This window comes from Catellatospora coxensis (genome assembly GCF_016862635.1).
GTDB classification, from domain to species: Bacteria; Actinomycetota; Actinomycetes; order Mycobacteriales; family Micromonosporaceae; genus Catellatospora; species Catellatospora coxensis.
The window spans coordinates 37266-55956 of sequence record NZ_BONI01000041.1 but is presented as its reverse complement, the minus strand read 5'-3'; the positions used below and the strand labels follow the sequence as shown (position 1 = coordinate 55956).

The 18691-nt window shown below is 73.6% G+C and carries 12 protein-coding genes; 3 read left to right on the top strand and 9 right to left on the bottom strand.

What is annotated here, in order from left to right; genetic code table 11:
* Positions 1-17: 17 nt before the first annotated feature.
* Both Cco03nite_RS23420 and Cco03nite_RS23415 read left to right on the top strand, forming a co-directional pair.
* Complete coding sequence (locus Cco03nite_RS23420) at positions 18-776, top strand: hypothetical protein (RefSeq protein WP_203694331.1); 759 nt, start codon at positions 18-20, stop codon at positions 774-776.
* A gap of 181 nt (positions 777-957) precedes the next feature.
* Entirely contained in the window at positions 958-1197 is a 240-nt protein-coding gene (locus Cco03nite_RS23415) for a hypothetical protein (protein WP_203694330.1), read from the top strand.
* Positions 1198-1608: 411 nt separating this feature from the next.
* On the opposite strand, the gene ffh is transcribed toward Cco03nite_RS23415, so the two are convergent.
* From ffh to ftsY, 6 genes are all read right to left on the bottom strand, one after another.
* Complete coding sequence (gene ffh, locus Cco03nite_RS23410) at positions 1609-3171, bottom strand: signal recognition particle protein (RefSeq protein WP_203694329.1); 1563 nt, start codon at positions 3169-3171, stop codon at positions 1609-1611.
* A 282-nt stretch (positions 3172-3453) separates the two neighbouring features.
* Entirely contained in the window at positions 3454-5721 is a 2268-nt protein-coding gene (locus Cco03nite_RS23405; RefSeq protein ID WP_203694328.1) for a [protein-PII] uridylyltransferase, read from the bottom strand.
* Positions 5722-5754: 33 nt separating this feature from the next.
* Positions 5755-6093 carry a P-II family nitrogen regulator gene (locus Cco03nite_RS23400; protein WP_166386781.1) on the bottom strand — a complete coding sequence of 113 codons (339 nt, stop codon included), beginning with the start codon at positions 6091-6093 and terminating at the stop codon, positions 5755-5757.
* 24 nt (positions 6094-6117) lie between these two features.
* Positions 6118-7443: an ammonium transporter gene (locus tag Cco03nite_RS23395; RefSeq protein ID WP_239167599.1), complete on the bottom strand. Its 1326-nt coding sequence runs from the start codon at positions 7441-7443 to the stop codon at positions 6118-6120.
* A 330-nt stretch (positions 7444-7773) separates the two neighbouring features.
* A complete protein-coding gene (locus Cco03nite_RS23390) occupies positions 7774-8580 on the bottom strand; it encodes an aminoglycoside phosphotransferase family protein (RefSeq protein ID WP_120318496.1) in 807 nt (268 codons plus the stop codon).
* Positions 8581-8613: 33 nt separating this feature from the next.
* The gene (gene ftsY, locus Cco03nite_RS23385) at positions 8614-9876 is read right to left on the bottom strand and encodes a signal recognition particle-docking protein FtsY (protein ID WP_203694326.1); all 1263 of its coding nucleotides are present in this window, start codon (positions 9874-9876) and stop codon (positions 8614-8616) included.
* Positions 9877-9987: 111 nt separating this feature from the next.
* Between ftsY and Cco03nite_RS23380 the strand changes: the two genes are divergently transcribed.
* The gene (locus tag Cco03nite_RS23380; protein ID WP_239167597.1) at positions 9988-11574 is read left to right on the top strand and encodes an alkaline phosphatase D family protein; all 1587 of its coding nucleotides are present in this window, start codon (positions 9988-9990) and stop codon (positions 11572-11574) included.
* Between the two features lie 176 nt (positions 11575-11750).
* Here Cco03nite_RS23380 and Cco03nite_RS23375 read toward each other — a convergent pair whose 3' ends face one another.
* From Cco03nite_RS23375 to Cco03nite_RS23365, 3 genes are read right to left on the bottom strand one after another with little or no spacing between them, the layout of a single operon-like run.
* Complete coding sequence (locus Cco03nite_RS23375; protein ID WP_203694358.1) at positions 11751-12614, bottom strand: ABC transporter ATP-binding protein; 864 nt, start codon at positions 12612-12614, stop codon at positions 11751-11753.
* 11 nt (positions 12615-12625) lie between these two features.
* Positions 12626-15592 (bottom strand): FtsX-like permease family protein, encoded by a 2967-nt coding sequence (locus Cco03nite_RS23370; RefSeq protein WP_203694325.1) that lies wholly within the window; start codon positions 15590-15592, stop codon positions 12626-12628.
* Positions 15589-18594 carry a hypothetical protein gene (locus tag Cco03nite_RS23365; protein WP_203694324.1) on the bottom strand — a complete coding sequence of 1002 codons (3006 nt, stop codon included), beginning with the start codon at positions 18592-18594 and terminating at the stop codon, positions 15589-15591. The genes Cco03nite_RS23370 and Cco03nite_RS23365 overlap by 4 nt, the downstream gene beginning before the upstream one ends.
* Positions 18595-18691: the final 97 nt, after the last annotated feature.

Genomic DNA, 18691 nt, shown 5'->3' with positions numbered 1-18691 from the left:
TGGTTAGGGTGTGCGCCATGTCGCCCCTGCCCCCGTTCCGCCAGGTCGCGCTCTGCCTGCTCGCGGTAGGGGTGCTGCTGCGGCAGGCCCAGCCGTTCCTCTGGGAGGCGTACGGACCCGAGCGGCTCGGCTACCCGGACGCCCTGTTCGCCGCCTTCCTGCTGCCGCTGCTGGCCGCGCTGGTGCTGCCGTACGCCGCGTACGAGTGGTTCGCTCATCGCCACCGGTCCCGGCCCGCCTCGTTTCTGGTCCGCGACGGCGGCTTCGACGCTCCGGTGTCCGCGCTCGCGGGCCGCCGGATCATCATGTTCGGCCTGCTGGCCTTCGCGGTGCCGGTGACCGAGTCGGGCGACCACGGGCGGCAGCTGCTCACCGACCGCCTCATGCTGCCGCTCGGCGTGATGCTGCTGCTGGTTGGCGGCACGATGGTCACCGACGCGCTGCGCCCCGGGCCGATCGTCCGGCTGACCCCGGATCACCTGATCCTGGGCGGATGGCGGCGCACGCGGGTGCCGTGGGACGCGGTCGCCCGGGGCGACGCGCTGCCGCCCGCGCCCGGCGACACGACCTTCTACGTGCGCGAGATCCAGCCGGGCCGGGTGCGCTGGCACAACCTGCCGGTGGACCTATCGCACGTCGACACGGCGTTCCTGGTCGCGGCCGTGCACCATTACACGTTCCATCCGGAGCACCGGCCGGCTGTGGGCACCGAGTCCGAGTTGCGGCGCCTGCGGCAGGTCTGCGCGACGGCGGACAAGAGCCAGGTCGCCACATAACGGCCGCGATGGGCGCGCTGTCTCGGCGGACCCGCCAGGCTCACGTTGATCACCGCGTTTACCGTGTGCGCCCGGCTCCGGATCACCATCGTGGGTTTCGCGCCGGCCGGGTTCGCCTTGCAGCTCGGCCGCAATGTGGCGGTGAACCAGCTCGTCACGGTCGAACGCCTTCCCCGGCGGCGTGTTCACGATCGCCGTCCTCGGGCTGACATTGCTCGGCAACTTCGCGCCGATCGGCGGATACCTGCTGGCTGTCATACGTGGGCGGCCGGTCCCGGCCCGCTTCGTCGTGACGGGAGGCAGGTTCGTCGCGCCCGCCTCCCCCGTGACCGGGTTGTTCGTCGTGCTGGCATGGACCGGCGCGGGCGGGAGCAGCAGTCTCGCCCGGCTGCGTTCGCGCACGTCGACGAGACCTTCCTGACGTGGGCTTGCGGGCACTACGCCGAGCACCGCGCTGCCATCGGCACCGAGGTCGAGCTGGCGCGACTACGCGCGGTGCTGCCCGTAGGCGGCCCAGTGCTTCCGCGCAGTTCCGCCCGGCTGCACGAATCCGAAGCCTGGCTCACGATGACGGGTCACCCGGGAGGCTGACGCGACAGTGGATCGAGGGTGATCCCTTGCGCTTGTTCGAACACATGTTCGATAATGGATGCAGGCGCGGGGCGTCGGCACAGCTGAGTTGATGGCAGTCAGCATCTGTGCCGGCGCCTCCCCGACTGCATGCATCGATCCCATGCAGACGAAGATCGCCACCTCAGGCCCGGCGTCGGGGGGTGACCGGTAGCGGACCCTGAGGTGGCGATCTTCGAAAACTCCGTGCGGCGGACGGGACCTACTTGTCCTTGTCCTTGTCGTCGCCCTTCATCAGCTTGCCGAAGTCGAGCTTCGGGGCCTTGAACGGGCTGCCGCCGCCCATACCCATCTGCTGCTCCAGGGCGGCCGGGTCCATACCCGGCGGAAGCTGCGGCATGCCGCCCATGCCGGGCAGGCCGGCCGGGAAGCGACCGCCGCCGCCACCGCCGCCCTTGGTGCCCTTGCGCTTGTTCTTCGGCGACTTCGTCGCCTTGCGGCGGCCGCCGCCGGGCAGGCCCATCATGCCGCCCATCTGCTTCATCATCTTCTGCGCCTGCTCGAAGCGGTTGAGCAGCTGGTTCACGTCGGTGACGGTGACACCCGAACCACGGGCGATGCGGGCCCGGCGGGAACCGTTGAGGATCTTCGGCGTGCTGCGCTCGCCCGGGGTCATCGAGCGGATGATCGCGGTGACCTTGTCGAAGTGGCTGTCGTCCAGCTCGGCCAGCTGGTCCTTCATCTGGCCCATGCCCGGCATCATGCCCAGCAGGTTCGCGATGGGACCCATCCGGCGTACCGCGATGAGCTGGTCGAGGAAGTCCTCCAGCGTGAACTGCTCGCCCCCGAGCAGCTTCGCCGCCATCTTCTCCTTCTGCTCCTCGTCGAAGGCCTGCTCGGCCTGCTCGATGAGGGTCAGCACGTCGCCCATGCCGAGGATGCGGCTGGCCATCCGGTCGGGGTGGAAGACGTCGAAGTCCTCCAGCTTCTCGCCGGTGGACGCGAACAGGATCGGCTGGCCGGTGACCTCGCGCACGGACAGCGCGGCGCCACCGCGGGCGTCGCCGTCGAGCTTGGAGAGCACGACACCGCTGATGCCGACGCCGTCGCGGAACGCCTCCGCGGTCGCCACCGCGTCCTGGCCGACCATCGCGTCGATGACGAAGATGACCTCGTCGGGGTTGACGGCGTCGCGGATCGCGGCGGCCTGCGCCATCATCTCGGTGTCGATGCCGAGGCGGCCGGCGGTGTCGACGATCACGATGTCGCGCATGTGGCGGCGCGCGTGCTCGATCGAGTCCTTGGCGACCTGTACGGGGTCACCGGTGCCGTTGCCGGGCTCCGGCGCGTACACCTCGACGCCCGCGCGCTGGCCGAGCACCTGCAGCTGGTTGACGGCGTTGGGGCGCTGGAGGTCGCAGGCGACCAGCAGCGGCTGGTTGCCCTGGGCCTTGAGCCACCGGGCGAGCTTGCCCGCGAGCGTGGTCTTACCGGAACCCTGCAGACCGGCCAGCATGATCACGGTGGGCGGCTGCTTGGCGAACTGGAGCCGCCGCGCCTGCCCGCCGAGGACCGCGACCAGCTCCTCGTGCACGATCTTGATGATCTGCTGGGCCGGGTTGAGCGCCTGCGAGACCTGCGCGCCGCGCGCCCGCTCCTTGAGCCGGAAGATGAAGGCCTTCACCACCGGCAGGGCGACATCCGCCTCCAGCAGCGCCAGCCGGATCTCCCGGGCGGTGGCGTCCACGTCGGCGTCGGTGAGCCGGCCCTTGCTCCGCAGCTTGGAGAAGATGCCGGAGAGCCGGTCGCTCAGGGTGTCAAACACAGCGCAACATCCCCAATTGTTCGAGTTCGTCTGAATGAGCGGCTACAGGCAGCCTTGGTAAGGGTAGCCGCTGCCCTCACGGCCCGGTCCCACTGCCGCCAGGGTCATCCCATACCCAAGCCACCACGTGCCACAACCGCCCACCCCACCGCCGCACCCTCCCACGGCCACCAGGCCCCGCCCCGCCCCGTCCCCCATCGACGCTGGCCTATCACGTCGACTGACCGTAGATCATTTTCGATGCGATAGGCCAGCGTCGATAAAATCGGGGATGGGCCGGGGTCAGACGGCGGCGAGGACGGCGGTTTCGACGGCGGGGCGGTCGATGTCGCCGACCAGGTAGAAGGCGTCGACGACGTCGGCGCCGAGGGTGGAGACGCGGGCGGTGCGCACGTCGACGCCGAGCTCGGCCAGCGCGGAGGTGACCCGGAAGAGCAGGCCGGGTGAGTCCGTGGCGCGCAGTTCCAGCAGCGTCGCGCCGGTGGCCTCGCCCCAGATGACGCGCGGCTCGGCCCCGGTGACCGGCTTGCGGCCGCTGCCCAGGCGGCGGGGCAGCCCGAGCTGGTCCAGCCCCACCCGGCGCAGGTCAGCGGCGAGCAGCTCCCGGTCGGGCGCCGTGCCGTACCGGTTGTTGACGGCGCATTCGATGATGGCCCGCTCGCCGATCGTGGACGTGCCCGCGGCGACGATCTCCAGCTTGTGCGTGGCCAGGCAGCCGGCGACGGCGGCGAGCAGCCCGACGCGGTCGTGCGCGGCGAGCGCCACCCAGTCGTCGGCGACCTGCACCACCGGCAGCGGCCCGGCCAGCAGCGCCGGGTCGGGCAGGGTGGGCTCGGGCAGCTGCCCGCCGCCGAGCACCTTGCGCACCCGCGTACACAGGTCGTCGATGAGCTTGGACTTCCACCCCGACCAGGCGGCCGGGCCGGTGGCCTGGGCGTCGGACCGGGCGAGCATCTGCAGCAGTTCCAGGGTGCCGGTGTCCCCGACGAGCTTGGCGACGTGGTTGATCGTCGCCGGGTCGTCGAGGTCGCGCCGGGTCGCGGTGTCGGGCAGCACCAGGTGGTATCGGACCAGCGCGGCGATGGTGTCGACGTCGGCGGGCGGCAGGCCGATCTCGGTGGCGATCTCGCGGGCCAGCTCCGCGCCGACCTCGCTGTGGTCGCCGGGCAGGCCCTTGCCGACGTCGTGCAGCAGGGCGCCGAGCACCAGCAGGTCCGGCCGGGCCACCTCGCGTGACCAGGTGGAGGCGTTGGCGGCGGCCTGCACCAGGTGCCGGTCGAGGGTGAAGCGGTGCACGGGGTGGTGCTGCGGGGTGCCGCGCAGCCGGGTCCACTGCGGCAGCCAGGCCGAGGTGAGCCCGAACCGGTCGCACGCCTCCCACGCGGTGACCAGCCCGGTGCCGGCCCCGAGCAGGGTCAGCAGGGCGGTACGGGCCGAGGCGGGCCACGGAGTCGGCAGCGGCGGGCAGAACCGGGCCAGCCACTCCAGCGTGGCCCGCGCGATGGGCATCTGGTGCTGCGCGGCGGCGGCCGCCACGCGCAGCGACAGCGACGGGTCGGGGTGCGGGCCGACCGCGGCGCGGGCCAGCACGATCTCGCCGTCCGCGGCGACCACGTCCCGGGCGATCGGGCGGCGCACGGCCACCGCCTCGCGGGCGCGCGTGTCGCCGCCGCGGGTGGCGGCGGCGTTCCAGCGCTGCACCGAGCGCCAGGCGTCGGTCAGCGACCAGGAGACGGTACGCGCGTCGAGCCCGATCCGGCGCAGCAGCGCGTCGCCGTCGGCGAGCCCGAGCAGCTCCGCCACCTGCAGGCGCTCCTGGGCCCGCAGCCGGTCGTTGCGGCGGCCGATGCTGACGTGCAGCGCGTCGCGTACGTCGAGCAGCCGGGTCGCGGCGGCGCGCACCTGGGGCGGCAGCGCGTCGGCGACTCCGGCGACACCGATGCCGCGCAGCACGCCGACGTCGCGCAGACCCCCGGCGGCCTCCTTGAGGTCGCCTTCGAGCAGGTACGCCAGCTCGCCGTGGGCGGCGTGGCGCTCCTCGACGAGTTCGCGCAGCCGCAGCAGCTGGCGGCGGGCGGTGCGCCGCCACTGGTCCACCGCGGCTCGGCTGAGCTGCCCGGACAGGGCCGGGTCGCCGGCGATGTGGCGGGCGTCCAGCAGTCCGAGGGCCACCTTGACGTCGTCGTGGGCCGCGTCGAGCGACTCGGCGACGGTGCGGGTGGAGTGGTCCAGGCCCATCCGGGCGTCCCAGATGGGATACCAGAGGGAGGCGGCCAGCTCGTCGATCCCCGGCACCCCGGTGTGCACCAGGATCAGGTCCAGGTCGCCGTGCGGGGTGCACTCCCGGCGGCCCAGGCCGCCGACGGCCACGAGGGCGACCCCGGGGATGTCCGGCAGCAGGCGGCCCAGCCAGCCGTCGAGTGCGCCGGCCCGCGCGAGCCGGGCGACCGCGCCGATGGAGCCCGGCTCGCGCAGCGCTAGGCGCGCATAGTCGGGCCCGGGGCCCGCCGCGCTGTCCGATGCGGAAGCTACGACGTTCCCCGGGCCCATGTGGTCCTCTTTCAGGTTGTTACGGCTACTGCCTCAGAGCGCGTCGAGACCGCGCTCGCCGGTGCGGACCCGGACCACCTCGGAGACCTCGGTGACCCATACCTTTCCGTCCCCGATCTTGCCGGTCCGGGCGGCGGTGACGATGGAGTCGACGACCTTCTCCACGTCCAGCTCGTCCGTGACCACCTCGATCCGGATCTTCGGCAGGAACTCCACCGTGTACTCGGCACCCCGGTACACCTCGGTGTGGCCCTTCTGCCGGCCGTAACCCTGGACCTCGCTGACCGTCAGCCCGGCGACGCCCATGGCGTGCAGAGCCTCCTTCACAGCGTCCAACTGGTACGGCTTGATGACGGCGGTGACCAGCTTCATGCTCAACCCCTCCATCTGGGAACCTTAGCCGGACACCTTTTCGGTGGCCGGTGCCGTCTCTTCCACATCGGCCTTGGGGGCCTTCGTGCCGGCGATACCGGCCAGCGCGAACGCACCGGCGCTGCCGCTGCCCGTGGTGGGCGAGAGGTCGTATCCGCTCTCCGCGTGCTCGGCCACGTCGATGCCCTCCACCTCGGCCTCGGGCTTGACCCGGAAGCCGATGGTCTTGTCGATCACGAACGCGAGCACCGCCGCGACCACGAACGAGAAGACCGTCACGATGCCGCTGGCCAGCGCCTGCCGGCCGAGCTGCGTCACGCCGCCGCCGTAGAACAGGCCGTCCTGACCGCCCAGCGTGGTGATGAAGGAGTTCAGCTCGGTGCTGGCGAACAGGCCGATGAACAGCGAGCCGATCCAGCCGCCGACGAAGTGCACACCGACCACGTCGAGCGAGTCGTCGTAGCCGAGCTTGTACTTCAGGCCGACCGCCAGCGCGCAGACCGCACCGGCCACCAGGCCGAGCAGCACCGCGGGCAGGGTCGGGATGAACCCGCAGGCCGGGGTGATCGCGACCAGGCCGGCGACCGCGCCGGAGGAAGCGCCGACCAGGGTGGGCTTGCCGTCACGGAACCACTCGACGACGAGCCAGCCGAGCAGACCGGCCGCCGTGGCCACCTGGGTGTTCAGGAACGCGACCCCGGTGATGGCGTCGACGGTGAGCTCGGAGCCCGCGTTGAACCCGAACCAGCCGAACCACAGCAGACCGGCGCCCAGGGCGACGAACGGCACGTTGTGCGGCTTGAACTTGTCCTTCGGCCAGCCGATGCGCTTGCCGAGCACGATGGCGACGGCCAGGCCCGCGGCACCGGCGTTGATGTGCACCGCGGTGCCACCCGCGAAGTCGAGCGCGAAGATCTTGGCGCCGATGAAGCCGCCGCCCCAGACCCAGTGCGCGACCGGGATGTAGACCAGGGTGACCCAGGCGAAGGCGAAGACGAGCCAGCCGGCGAACTTCGCCCGGTCGGAGATCGCGCCGCTGATCAGAGCGACCGTGATGATCGCGAACATCATCTGGAAGATGGCGAACACGTAGGTCGGGATGCCCGTCGACGCGCCGGCCAGGAACCAGATCTCGCCCGTCTTGTCGATCGGCATCCCCAGGTACGTGGAGAAGTTACCGATGACCGCGTTCAGTCCCGCGTCGTCGTTCGTGCCGAACGCGGCGGAGAAGCCGTAGACGACCCAGATGACCGATACGAGCCCGATGGAAGCGAAGCTCATGATCATCATGTTGAGGACGCCCTTGGCACGGTTCAGGCCGCCGTAGAACAGCGCCAGACCCGGAGTCATGAGCAGCACCAGAGCGGACGAGACCAGCAGCCACGCTGTGTTACCGGTGTCGATCGTCGGTGGATCTTCAGCGAGCAGCACGCTGCCCTCCTAAGTGAGTGGGTTCCTCCCAGCCAGCCCCCGAGGTCGACCGCCGTGGCTCCGCCGTGTCGGCGGAGTGCCGTTCGTGTCATCCCGGACCGATCGCCGCAGTGCCATCGGTGCTGGTTGGGGGGCAGCATTGCCAACCCACGTTTCACGCAATGACGCGGCTCGGTTTCCGGCACGTCACGATCTGTTTCGTACGTGTGAAGAAATGTTCACACGTGAGGAGACCATTCATGGCGCGTTTCAGCGCAGCGCGTGCTCCAGCGTGTACCGCTCGTAGTCAATCAGCCGAAGGTCGCGAAGCGGCCGCCGAAGGTGGCCCTTCTGCACGATCCGTACGAACGCCGGCTCCCCCGCTGTGGCGAGGCGGCGGATGCCCTCGACGTGGTCCACGATGCGCTTGCGGATGGTCCGCACGAGACGGTGCCGGTCGCGCGGGATCAGCCCGTACGCGTCGGCGAACAGGCGCAGCCGGCGCGGGCGGTCCGGCCGGTGCCAGCCGAGCGTGATCGAGTCCCGGTCACTGAAGATCGGCACCCAGGTCCACGCGGCGTACGCCACGTCGTAGATGCGCGACCCGGGCGAGGCCAGGTCGAAGTCGATCATCGCGAGGGTGCCGTCCGGCCGCCAGATGACGTTGTGCGGGGCGGCGTCGTGGTGGCAGATGATCTCCGCGTCCGGCGGGGGCGGCCCGAACGAGCGCCAGACCCCACCCGGCGGGGTCCGGAAACCGGCCTGTGCGTCGTGGAACATCCGCAGCATGGTGGCGACGGTGACCAGCGCCTCGTCGGTGACCCAGTGCGGGGCCAGCGGGTACTCCCCGCACTCGCCCGGCAGGTACGACAGCACCTCGCGGCCGTGCTCGTCCATGCCCAGGGCACGGGGGGAACCGGTGAAACCGGCGTACTCGAGATGGCGCAGCAGGGCGTGCACGGTCGGCGTCCACGGCCCGGCGTTGCGCCGGACCGTCTCGCCTACCCGCACCACCGTGCTGACGTTCCCGCCACGCAGCGGGATCTCGGTGGGATCCTGGAAAGGGGCTGTCACCATGGACTCGTCAGCTGCTCGTCGCTCGTCGGCTCGTCACTCGTCGCCCAGCAGGGCGGAGACGAACTGAGCGGGGTCGAAGGGTGCCAGATCGTCGGGACCCTCGCCGAGGCCGACCAGCTTCACCGGAATGCCGAGAGCACGCTGCACCGCGATCACGATACCGCCCTTCGCCGTGCCGTCCAATTTAGTGAGCACCACGCCGGTGACATCGGCGACCTCGGTGAAGACCCGAGCCTGGCTCAGCCCATTCTGTCCCGCGGTCGCGTCGAGCACCAGCAGGGTCTCCGAGACCGGGCCGTGCTTCTCCACCACGCGCTTGATCTTGCCCAGCTCGTCCATCAGGCCGACCTTGTTCTGCAGCCGGCCGGCGGTGTCGATGAGCACGGTGTCCACGCCCGCGTCGATGCCCTTCTTGACCGCGTCGAAGGCGACGGCGGCCGGGTCACCGCCCTCGGGACCGCGTACGACCTGCGCCCCGACCCGGCTCGCCCAGGTGGCCAGCTGCTCGGCGGCGGCCGCGCGGAAGGTGTCGGCCGCGCCCAGCACCACGGTGTGGCCGTCGGCCACCAGCACCCGGGCGATCTTGCCGCAGCTGGTGGTCTTGCCGGCGCCGTTCACGCCGACGACCAGGATCACCGACGGCTTGCCGTCCACCACCCCGGTGTGCAGCGAGCGGTCCAGCTTCGGGTCCAGCGCCTCGGTCAGCTCCTCGGCGAGCAGCGAGCGCAGGTCGGTGGTGGTCCGGGTGCCCAGCACCCGGGTGCGCTCGCGCAGCTTCGCCACGATCTCGGTGGTCGCCTGCACGCCCACGTCGGCGCTGATCAGGCTCTCCTCGACCTCGTCCCACGCGTCGTCGTCGAGGTGGTCGCGGGACAGCAGGCCGAGCAGGCCCTTGCCGAAGACGTTCTGCGAGCGCGACAGCCGGGCGCGCAGCCGCACCAGGCGGCCCGCGGTCGGCTCCGGCTTCTCGATCTCCGGCTCGGCCTTCGGCGGCGCGACCGGCGGCGCCGTCTCCACCGGGGCGGGCGGGGCCGGGGCGGGCACGACGGCCGGCTTGCCCGGCGCGGGCTGCTCCTTGGCCTTCTCCGGCGCCGCCTTCTCGGGTGCGGCCTTCTCCGGCGCGGGCGGGGCGATCACGCTCGGCGGGATCTTCTCGCCGCGCTCGATCCCCGGGCGCTCGCCCTCCGGCGCCTGCGGCAGCGTGCCGCGGCCCGGCCGGCGGACCAGGAACAGCGTCAGCCCGGCCAGCAGCAGCAGGCCGATGACGACGAGTACGGGGACGAGCGCGTCTTTCATGCTGGGCATCCTCTCAAACCTCGGGGCGTCCGGCGCACACCGGAGGCCGCGCGCGCCGATACGACAGCCCCGGCCCTGGCTCCCACCGTCCCGATCACGGAGGATGTCCGCGTGGCGAACCTCCTCCTCGGGCCCCTGCTCCGGCGCGTCGACGGTGACCAGGCGGTCATCTGGGTACAGACCGACCAGCCCGCGCGGGTGCGCGTGCGGGCCGGTGCGGCGAGCGTGACGTCGGACACGTTCGAGGCGTTCGGGGTGCACGTGGGACTGGTGGTGCTGGCCGGGCTGCCCGCCGGCGCGAGCTCGTACACCGTCGAACTCGACGGCGCGGCCGTGTGGCCGCTGCCGGGATACCCCGCTTCGGTGATCACCATCCGCGATCCGGGACACGCGGACGCGGTGATCGCGTTCGGCTCGTGCCGCGAGGCGAGCGCGCAGACCCACGCCGAGGCCGGGCACGACCCGGACGCGCTGGAGGCGCTCGGGCACCGGCTGCTCGCGCAGGCCCGGCACGGGCGCGCCGACCTGCCCGACCTGCTGGCGCTGATCGGCGACCAGATCTACGCCGACGGCCTGTCCGCCCCCACCCGCAGCTGGCTGGCCGGGCAGGCGAGGCCGGACTCCGCACCCGAGGGCCACGTCGTCACCTTCGCCGAGTACGTGCACCTCTACCACGAGTCGTGGACCGAGCTGCCGGTCCGCTGGCTGCTGTCCACCGTGCCCAGCGTGATGATCTTCGACGACCACGAGATCATGGACGACTGGAACTCCTCGGCCGCCTGGCTCGCCGAGGTGCGCCGCGAGCCCTGGTGGGACGAGCGCAGCACCACCGGCATCGCCTCGTACTGGCTGTTCCAGCACCTCGGCAACCTCACCCCCGACCAGCTCGACCGCGACCCGGTGTGGACGCGCATCCGGGCCGGCGAGGACGCCACCGCGGTGCTGACCGAGTTCGCGGCCCGGGTCGCCACTCCGGCCGGGCCGGACCCCTACCCGTGGGGATACACCGTCGACGTCGGGCGGACCCGGCTGATCATGCTCGACTGCCGCGGCAACCGGGTGATCGACGGGCCCGAGCGGCGCATGTGGCCCCAGGAGCACTGGGACGACCTCGCCGCGCAGGCCCGCGCCGACTGCGACCACCTCGTGCTGGCCTGCTCGCTGCCCTGGCTGCTCGCGCCCACGATCCATCACGGGGAAGCCGTGATCGAGGTGCTGGCCGCGAAACGGCCCGGCATGGAGCGGCTGCGCCAGAAGTACGACCTGGAGCACTGGGCGGCCGTCGGGCACTCCTTCGACGAGCTGACCGCGCTGATCGCCGGGGTGCGCGGTCCGGCGACGGTGAGCGTGCTCGGCGGGGACGTGCACCACTCGTACGTCGCCCGGGCCGCGATCCCCGGCGCGACCGCGACCGTGCACCAGATCACCTGCTCGCCGCTGCATCAGAGCATCCAGGGCGTCATGCGCACGCTGCTGCGGGTGGGCTGGTGGCGGGCGCTGTCCGGCCCGGCGGCCCTGGTCGCCCGCCTGTTCGGCGTGCCCCGTCCGGGTGTGCGCTGGCAGGCGTACGACCCGCCGTACTTCGGCAGCGCCGTCGCCACGCTGACCCACCACGGCCGCGCCGCCTCGGTCGTCATCGAGGGCACCACCGACGCCACCGGCCTGTCCCCCGTCCTCCGCCACGACCTCACCACCTGACCTCGCCGAGCCCCGTGTCGCCATTCCGACACCGGACCCCACCGGATAACCGCCGCGCCGGGTCGCCGGCTCCGACTCGCCATCGACGTTGGCCTATGACATCGACTGTCACGCGATCGAAGTCGATGTAATAGGCCAACGTCGATCGAAAACCGGGGCAGCGGGCGCGCCGGCCGTCAGGCGGCCTCTGACGCGACCGGCACCGACACCGAGTGGTCGTCCGTGACCAGGGTGACCTTGCCGTTGGCGTGCTCGACCGACAGCAGCGTGCCGGGCGGCAGCACATCCAGCACGTCCGGCGGCAGCTGCACGGTGCCGTCCCCGGCGATGACCGCGAACTCCCGCCCGTCGCGCCCCTCCGAGCCGACCCGGCCGTCCCGGATGGTCACCGCCCGCCCCAGCCGCGCGCCCACATCCGGGTCATGCGTCACGGCCACGATCGTGGTGCCGCGCTCGGTGTTGACCGCCTCCAGCGCCGCCAGCACCTCGTCCCGCGCCGTCCGGTCGAGCTGGCTCGTCGGCTCGTCGACGAGCAGCAACCCCGGCGAGGCGGCCATGCCGACCGCGATCGCGGCCCGCTGCGCCGCACCCGGCGGCAGGTCCTGCACCTTGCGGTGGCCCAGCCCGGTCAGCCCGAGCAGCGACAGGATGCGCTCCGGCGGCTCCAGATCGGCGGGGCGTACGTGCGCCGCCCGGCGCTGGGCCAGCCACACGTTGCTGAGCACGGTGGCGTACGGCAGCAGGTTGCGCCGCGCCCCCTGCAGCACCACGCCCAGGTCGGTGCCCCGCAGCCGGGCCAGCTCGGCCTCGCTGATCCGGCCGATGTCGACCAGGCCGATCTGCACCCGCCCCGCGCTGGGCCGCATCAGCCCGGCGAGCAGCGCGATCAGCGTCGACTTGCCGGAGCCGGACGGCCCGACCAGGGCCACCCGCTCCCCCGGCGCGATGTCCAGGTCGACGCCGGCCAGCGCCACCACGTCGCCGCCCTCGGCGCGGTAGATGTGCACGACCCGGCGGCACACCACGGCCAGACCGGTCAGGCTGGAGTTCTTCACGACGTCGCTCCCTCGCTCCCGCGCGCCACCCTCGTGGCGAGCAGGCACGTTGTCAACAGCACCAGCAGGGCCACCGCGATCGGGGCGGCGACCAGCGGACCCGGCAGGTCGGGCGGGGGCACGGCGGTGCCCCCGTCGCCGAACACCGGCAGCACGCCGCGGGCCAGCGCCCACGACAGCGCCGCGGCCAGCAGGCCTATCACGGTGCCCGCGAGCACCAGGGCGAACCGCCCGCCCAGGTCCGCACCGCGCAGCACCGCCTCGCGCACCCCCTGCGTACGCAGCGACGCCGTGCTCGCGTCGGCGCGGCCGCGTTCGAGCACCGCGGTGACCAGCAGGCCGCCCGCGGCGAAGAGCACGCCGACCAGCGCGGCCGCGGCCAGGAACAGCATCGCGAGCGCGGGGGCCTGCTCCTCGTAGAGGCGCAGCTGCCCGGCCGCGTCGCGCTCGCCGAGCACCTTCAGCCCGCTCGCCTCCAGGCGCTGGACCAGGTCGGCGGGCGCGTCGGCGGACAGCCACACCTCGGGCTCCTGGGCGTCCGATTCGCCGCCCACCCGCAGGTCGGCGTACTGCAGGTCGACCAGCGCGCCGTGCGCCCCGTACCGCGGGACCAGGGGCAGGGTGCCCGTCCGGACGATCGGGACCCGCACCGTGCCGCCCGCGCCGAGCAGCTCGGGCGGCAGGTCACCGGCGGCGACCAGGGGCAGCGGGTCGGGCGCGGGGTCGGCGGCGGCGCGCATGTCGGGGGTGAGCACGCTGTCCACCGACACCCGCAGGCCGCCGGCGGCGGGGGCCAGATCCGGCACGGGCCGCGCGGCGCTGGTCTGCGGCAGCCGCCAGCGGTGGCTCGCCAGGTCCGCGCCGCTGAGCACCGTCTTGCCGGCGGGGTCGCGCAGGTCGCCGACGGTCAGGTCGACCAGGTAGCGCTTGGGCGTGAACAGGTCCACCGACAGCTGCCTGAGCTGGCAGGGACCGGCCGCGCAGGTGGGCGTGGCGATCCGGTACGCGTGCGTGCCCGGCTTCAGCTTCTCCAGCCGGACGCTGGACTGCGCGCCGCCGACGCCGACCAGGCGCAGGGTGAGGCCCGCCGTGGCGCCCGGCTCGATCCGGTCCAGCGTGACGGTGACCTCGACCTCGGCCGCGGTCAGCGAGAGCGGCGTGACCTCGGCGGGCCGCAACTGCCGGGCCACCTCGGCCGGGGCGGTGGTCCCGTACGCGTCCGGCCACAGCGCCACCGCCGCGAGCCGGGAGCTGTCCACCGCCAGCAGTTTCGTCTCGGTGTTCACGTTGACCCGCATGGCCGCCATCGCGTACCGCCCGGCCGGGTCCGCGGTGTGCACCGCGTGCAGCAGGCCGGCCGCGGGCAGCGCCTCTACCTGCAGCACCCGGGCCGCGCCGACCTGCACCTCGGCCCGCTCGTACCAGGCCCGCGCGGCGACGTCCCGGGCCGACAGCGCGAAGCCGAGCAGCCCGAACACGACGGTCAGCAGCACCACGACCCAGTGCGTGCCGCCGCCCCGGGCCAGCGTCAGCGCGGCCAGCCCGGTGCGCAGCCGCCCGCGGCGCAGCGCCCGGCGGCCCAGCCGCTCGGCGGGCACGCCGATCGCACGCGCCGCGACCAGGCCCAGGCCCAGCGCGATGCACAGCGGCGCGAGCAGCCCGATGCCGCCCGAGCCGGTGTCCCCGCCCGCCGCGACCTGGTATCCGGCGACCAGCGCGAGCGCGCCGACCACCGCCTCGACGCCGCCGACGAGGCCGCCGCGGCGGCGCACCCGGGCCCGGCGCAGCAGGCCGAGCACCGGCGTGGTGAGGGCACGCACCTGCGCGAGCATCCCGGCCAGCAGCGCGCCGAGCACCGCCACGGCCGTGTACAGCGCCGACGCCGGGTTCAGGTACACCGGCGGCGAACCCGGCAGCGCGATCGTCGCGAGCAGCGCGGTCGCCGCGTACCCGAGCAGGTAGCCGGGGATCACCGCGACCAGCACCGGCACGGACGTCTCGGCGGTGGCCAGCCACCACCGGGTGCGGGCGGGCACGCCGCGCAGCGCGGTCAGGCCCAGCTCGCCGCGCCGCTGCTCGACGCCGCCGGCCACCGCGATGAACAGGACCAGCCAGCACAGCATCACCAGCGGCACGGCCGCCAGCAGCAGGCTCGACGCGAGCTGCTCCTCGCCGGCCCTGATCCGCGCGATGAGGTTGTCCAGCTCGGAGTCGGTGCCGAAGCCGCCCGCGTCCAGCTCGGACTCGGCGTCGCCGAGGTCGTCGCGCAGCCGGTCGATGTCGTCGAACGCCGCGGGGGTGACCAGGAGGTCCACCATGCGCATCCGGCTGCCGTCGACGGCCGCCACGGAGCGCTCGGTGGCGAACGCGGCGGGCTGATCGAGGCCGGTGAGGACCTGGCGGTCGCCCCAGTACGGGTCGGCGAGCCGGACCGGCTCATAGAAGCCGACGACGGTGAGGCGCACCGGCAAGGGCGGGTCGGGCTCCCACGAACCGGTCGGCGGCGTGCGGAACTCCAGGTCCTGGCCGAGCACTGCGCCGAGTTCGGCGCCGGCGTCCTCGCGCAGCACGACCTCGCGCTCGCCGGTGGCGCAGCGTCCCCGGACGATCACGAGGTGCTCGCAGATCCCGGTCCGGGTGGCCAGGAACATGCCCCGCTCGTTGTCCTCGCCCTGCTCGCCGGTGACGACGACCTGGGCCGAGGTGCCGCTGAGCGTGATCATGCCGGGCACGTACGGGCGCAGCGGCTGGTCGCCGCCCCGCTGGTCGTCCGAGGTCTGCGCGGTGACCACCCGTTCGCCGACGGTGGCCGCGGCCACCTCGACGCCGCGCAGCGACACGGCTGCCGCGTCCTGGTAGAGCGGTCCCGCCGCGGCGGCGGCCGCGGCCAGCGCCGTCAGCAGCAGCGTGATCACGGCCAGCCCGCGCCGGGCCCGCACCATCGCCCACAGCAGCGCCGTCATCGCTGTCCCTCCGCATTGCCGGGGCGGCCGGTGGTGGCCCTGACCAGGGAACGTCCGGCCGTCAGCGCGGCCACCAGCAGCACCGCCGTGGCCGCGGCGATTGCCGCCGCGACCGGCGCCAGACCGGGTCCCGGTGGTGCGAGCCCACCGCTGGCGGTGAGCATCTGCCGGGCCGGACCACTGACTGCCCACGCCACGGCGGCCGTCAGCGCGCCCACCGGCGCGGCGATCCCGATCATGGCGAGGTTGCCGAGGCGGCCCGCGCGGGCGGCCGCACCGGCGGGCAGTCCCTGCGTACGCAGGGCCGCCAGCTCGGCCGACCGGTTACGCCGGTCCGTCGCCGCCAGCACGAGCACGGCCAGTGCCACCAGCAGCACGCTCAGCACCGCCGCGGCCAGGTGCAGCCGCAGCGCCAGTCCCGCGCCCTGCTCGCGGTAGCGGTCGACGCGCTGGGCCACCACCTCGTCGCGCACCGGCACCAGGCCCGCCGCGCGCAACCGGTCCACCGCGTCGGCCGGAGCGGCGGCGTTCAGCCACACCTGCAACTGGATCGCGTTGTCCCGGCTGCCGCTGAGCCGGTCGGCGGCCTGCAGGTCGAACAGCGCCCCTTCGGTGCCCGCGCCCGGCAGCACCGGCGACACCCAGCGCAGGTCCACCGGCCGGGGCAGCGCCTGCAGCGGCTCGATCTCGGCCAGCTCGCCGGTGTGCGCCAGCCACGGCGGCCCGGCCGCGACCACCGGCAGCGGCAAGGGCGCGTCGGACACGTACAGCCTGATGTCGGTGCTGATCTGGCGCGGGTCGCTGGGCACGTAGTTCAGGCTCACCCCGTCGTCGAAGTTGAGCACGGTGACCTCGCGCTCGGCGCCCAGCTCGGCCCGCCACCGCGAGGCCGCGCCGGCGGCCCGTCCCTCCAGCAGGGTGCGGTCCGGGCCGAGCTGGCGCAGCCCGCTCAGCCGGAAGCCGTCGGGTGACACGGGGAAGCTGAGCCAGAACAGCCGGCAGCCGGGCGCGACGGCGCACGCGGGCAGATCCAGCCGGTACTGCGTGCGCCCCGCCCCGTCGGCGATCTCGACCGCGCCGGTGACCGGCGCCCCGTCCGGCCCGACCAGGGCGGCGGTCAGCCGCATGGGCCCGTCGAAGTCAGCGGTGGTGCTCACGTCGAACTCCAGGCCGCCACCTGCCACGATCACCGGCTCGCCCGCCGGGGCGCGCAGCAAGCGGGCGGTATCCGCCGCGGACACGGTCGAGCCGGCCGGCCACAAGGCGACGGCGGCAAGCCGGGCGCTGTCCACACCGAGCAGGGTCATGTCCGGATCGTCCTGGCGGGTCACCGCCATGGCCCAGGCGCCCGCCGGGTCGGCCTTGGCGACCGCGGTCAGCAGCGCGGTACGCGACGGGGCGTACACGGTCAGCGCCCGCGGCGCGCCCAGCGTCAGTTCGGCACGTTCCCGGGCCGCGTTCGCGGCCACGTCCCACGCGCTCACGGTGTACCCGACCAGGGCCACCGCGACGACGGTCAGCGCGACCAGGCGGTCCGCGCCGGGGCGGCGGGCCACCTGGAGCGCGGCGAGCCCGTGCGCGAGCCTGCCCCGGTGCAGCCGGGACGCGCCGAACCGGGTCGCCGCGGAGCGCACCACCCGGGCGGTGAGCAGGCCGACCACGATCGCCAGCAGCAGCGGCGCGAGCAGGGGCAGCCCGCCCTCCTGGCTGTCCGAGGCGTACGACTGCCCGATCGCGGCCAGGGCGACCACCGCCACCCCCAGCTCGACCAGACCGACGCGCCGCCGTCGCCGGGTCGGCACCTGCCGCAGCCCCTCCATGAGCGAGCCGGAGAACACCCGGCGCTCGGCGACCGCGGCGCTGATCATGACGACGAGCAGCGTGCCGCCGGCCGCCAGCAGCGCTCCCTGGCCGAGCACGACGTCCTGCGCCCGCGCGAACGTCGCCCAGGTCAGCAGCCGCACCAGGAGCCAGCCCAGCAGCACCCCGAACGGGGCGGCGACCAGCAGCACGAGCGCGGTCGGGCCGAGCGCGAGCAGCGCCCGGTGCCGCGGCGGCACACCCCGCAGCAGGCCCAGCGCCAGCTCGCTGCGCCGCTCGGAGGCGGTGTAGCCGATCGCCATCAGTAGCACGAACCAGCACACGACCAGCAGCTGCACCGCGCCGAGCGGGGCGGCCAGGCTCAGCACCGCACGGGTGTCCTCGATGCGCTGCAGCAGCCGGGGCAGGCCGTTGTCGATCCGTACGCCGACCAGCCCCATGCCGGGCTTGACCACCTCGGTCAGCCCGTCGAGGTTGCCGGCGGTGAACGCCTCGTCCCCGGCGATCATGTCCACGGTCGCGATCAGCGTGGTGGCCTGGAGCTCCGCCACCGTCGGCGCGGCCACGAACAGCGGGTTGCCCACCCGCTGCGGCCGCGGCGTGTAGCCGGCCCGGCCGGCCCAGTACGGGTCGCCGGTGGCCAGCGGGCCCGCCGGGTCGTACACGCCGACCACGCGCAGCGTCACCCGCTCCGGAGCCCGGTGCGCCTCGTAGACGAACTCGCCGCCGGTGCCGACCCCGAGCCGCTGCGCGGTGGGCTCGCTGATCGCCACCTCGCCCGCGGCGGCGGGGCAGCTCCCGGCGGTGAACACGAGGTGGTCGCACACGTCCGCGCGCATGGACAGCGGCGCGTCGACCGGGTCGGCGCCGGGCACCCGCCCGTCGGCGTGCACCCCGACGATCTCGGTGAGCCCGCTGCCGTCGGTGCGTTCGGCGATCTGGCCGCGCAGGCTGTCGAGCTGGGAGGTGTACCCGTTCGCCGCGGCGATCTCCGCGGTGAACGTGATGGCCCGCTCGGCCGCGGTGGCGGCGCGCAGCTCGGCGGCCACCACGGCGCGGTCGGCGGCGGAGGCGTAGAGCGGCGCGGCGGTGCCGGCGGCGACCGCCAGCACGGCGAGCACGGCCAGGGTGACGGCCTGGCTGCGGCGGCTCGCCAGCACGCCGAGCACCAAGCGAAGCATGCGCTACCTCTTCGGGGATACCCGTCGGGGCGCGGGAAGCGCTTCCACGGGCGGCGGATCAGGGGTGGAGCCCGGCGCGGTCACGGACCGGGGGTGA

What these genes read in the sequence shown, in the direction of transcription:
- Cco03nite_RS23390 (WP_120318496.1), bottom strand. Translation starts at nt 8,580, where the DNA reads ATGGTGACAGCCCCTTTCCAGGATCCCACCGAGATCCCGCTGCGTGGC.
- Cco03nite_RS23370 (WP_203694325.1), bottom strand. Translation starts at nt 15,592, where the DNA reads ATGACGGCGCTGCTGTGGGCGATGGTGCGGGCCCGGCGCGGGCTGGCC.
- Cco03nite_RS23420 (WP_203694331.1), top strand. Translation starts at nt 18, where the DNA reads ATGTCGCCCCTGCCCCCGTTCCGCCAGGTCGCGCTCTGCCTGCTCGCG.
- ftsY (WP_203694326.1), bottom strand. Translation starts at nt 9,876, where the DNA reads ATGAAAGACGCGCTCGTCCCCGTACTCGTCGTCATCGGCCTGCTGCTG.
- Cco03nite_RS23400 (WP_166386781.1), bottom strand. Translation starts at nt 6,093, where the DNA reads ATGAAGCTGGTCACCGCCGTCATCAAGCCGTACCAGTTGGACGCTGTG.
- Cco03nite_RS23365 (WP_203694324.1), bottom strand. Translation starts at nt 18,594, where the DNA reads ATGCTTCGCTTGGTGCTCGGCGTGCTGGCGAGCCGCCGCAGCCAGGCC.
- Cco03nite_RS23395 (WP_239167599.1), bottom strand. Translation starts at nt 7,443, where the DNA reads ATGACTCCGGGTCTGGCGCTGTTCTACGGCGGCCTGAACCGTGCCAAG.
- Cco03nite_RS23405 (WP_203694328.1), bottom strand. Translation starts at nt 5,721, where the DNA reads ATGGGCCCGGGGAACGTCGTAGCTTCCGCATCGGACAGCGCGGCGGGC.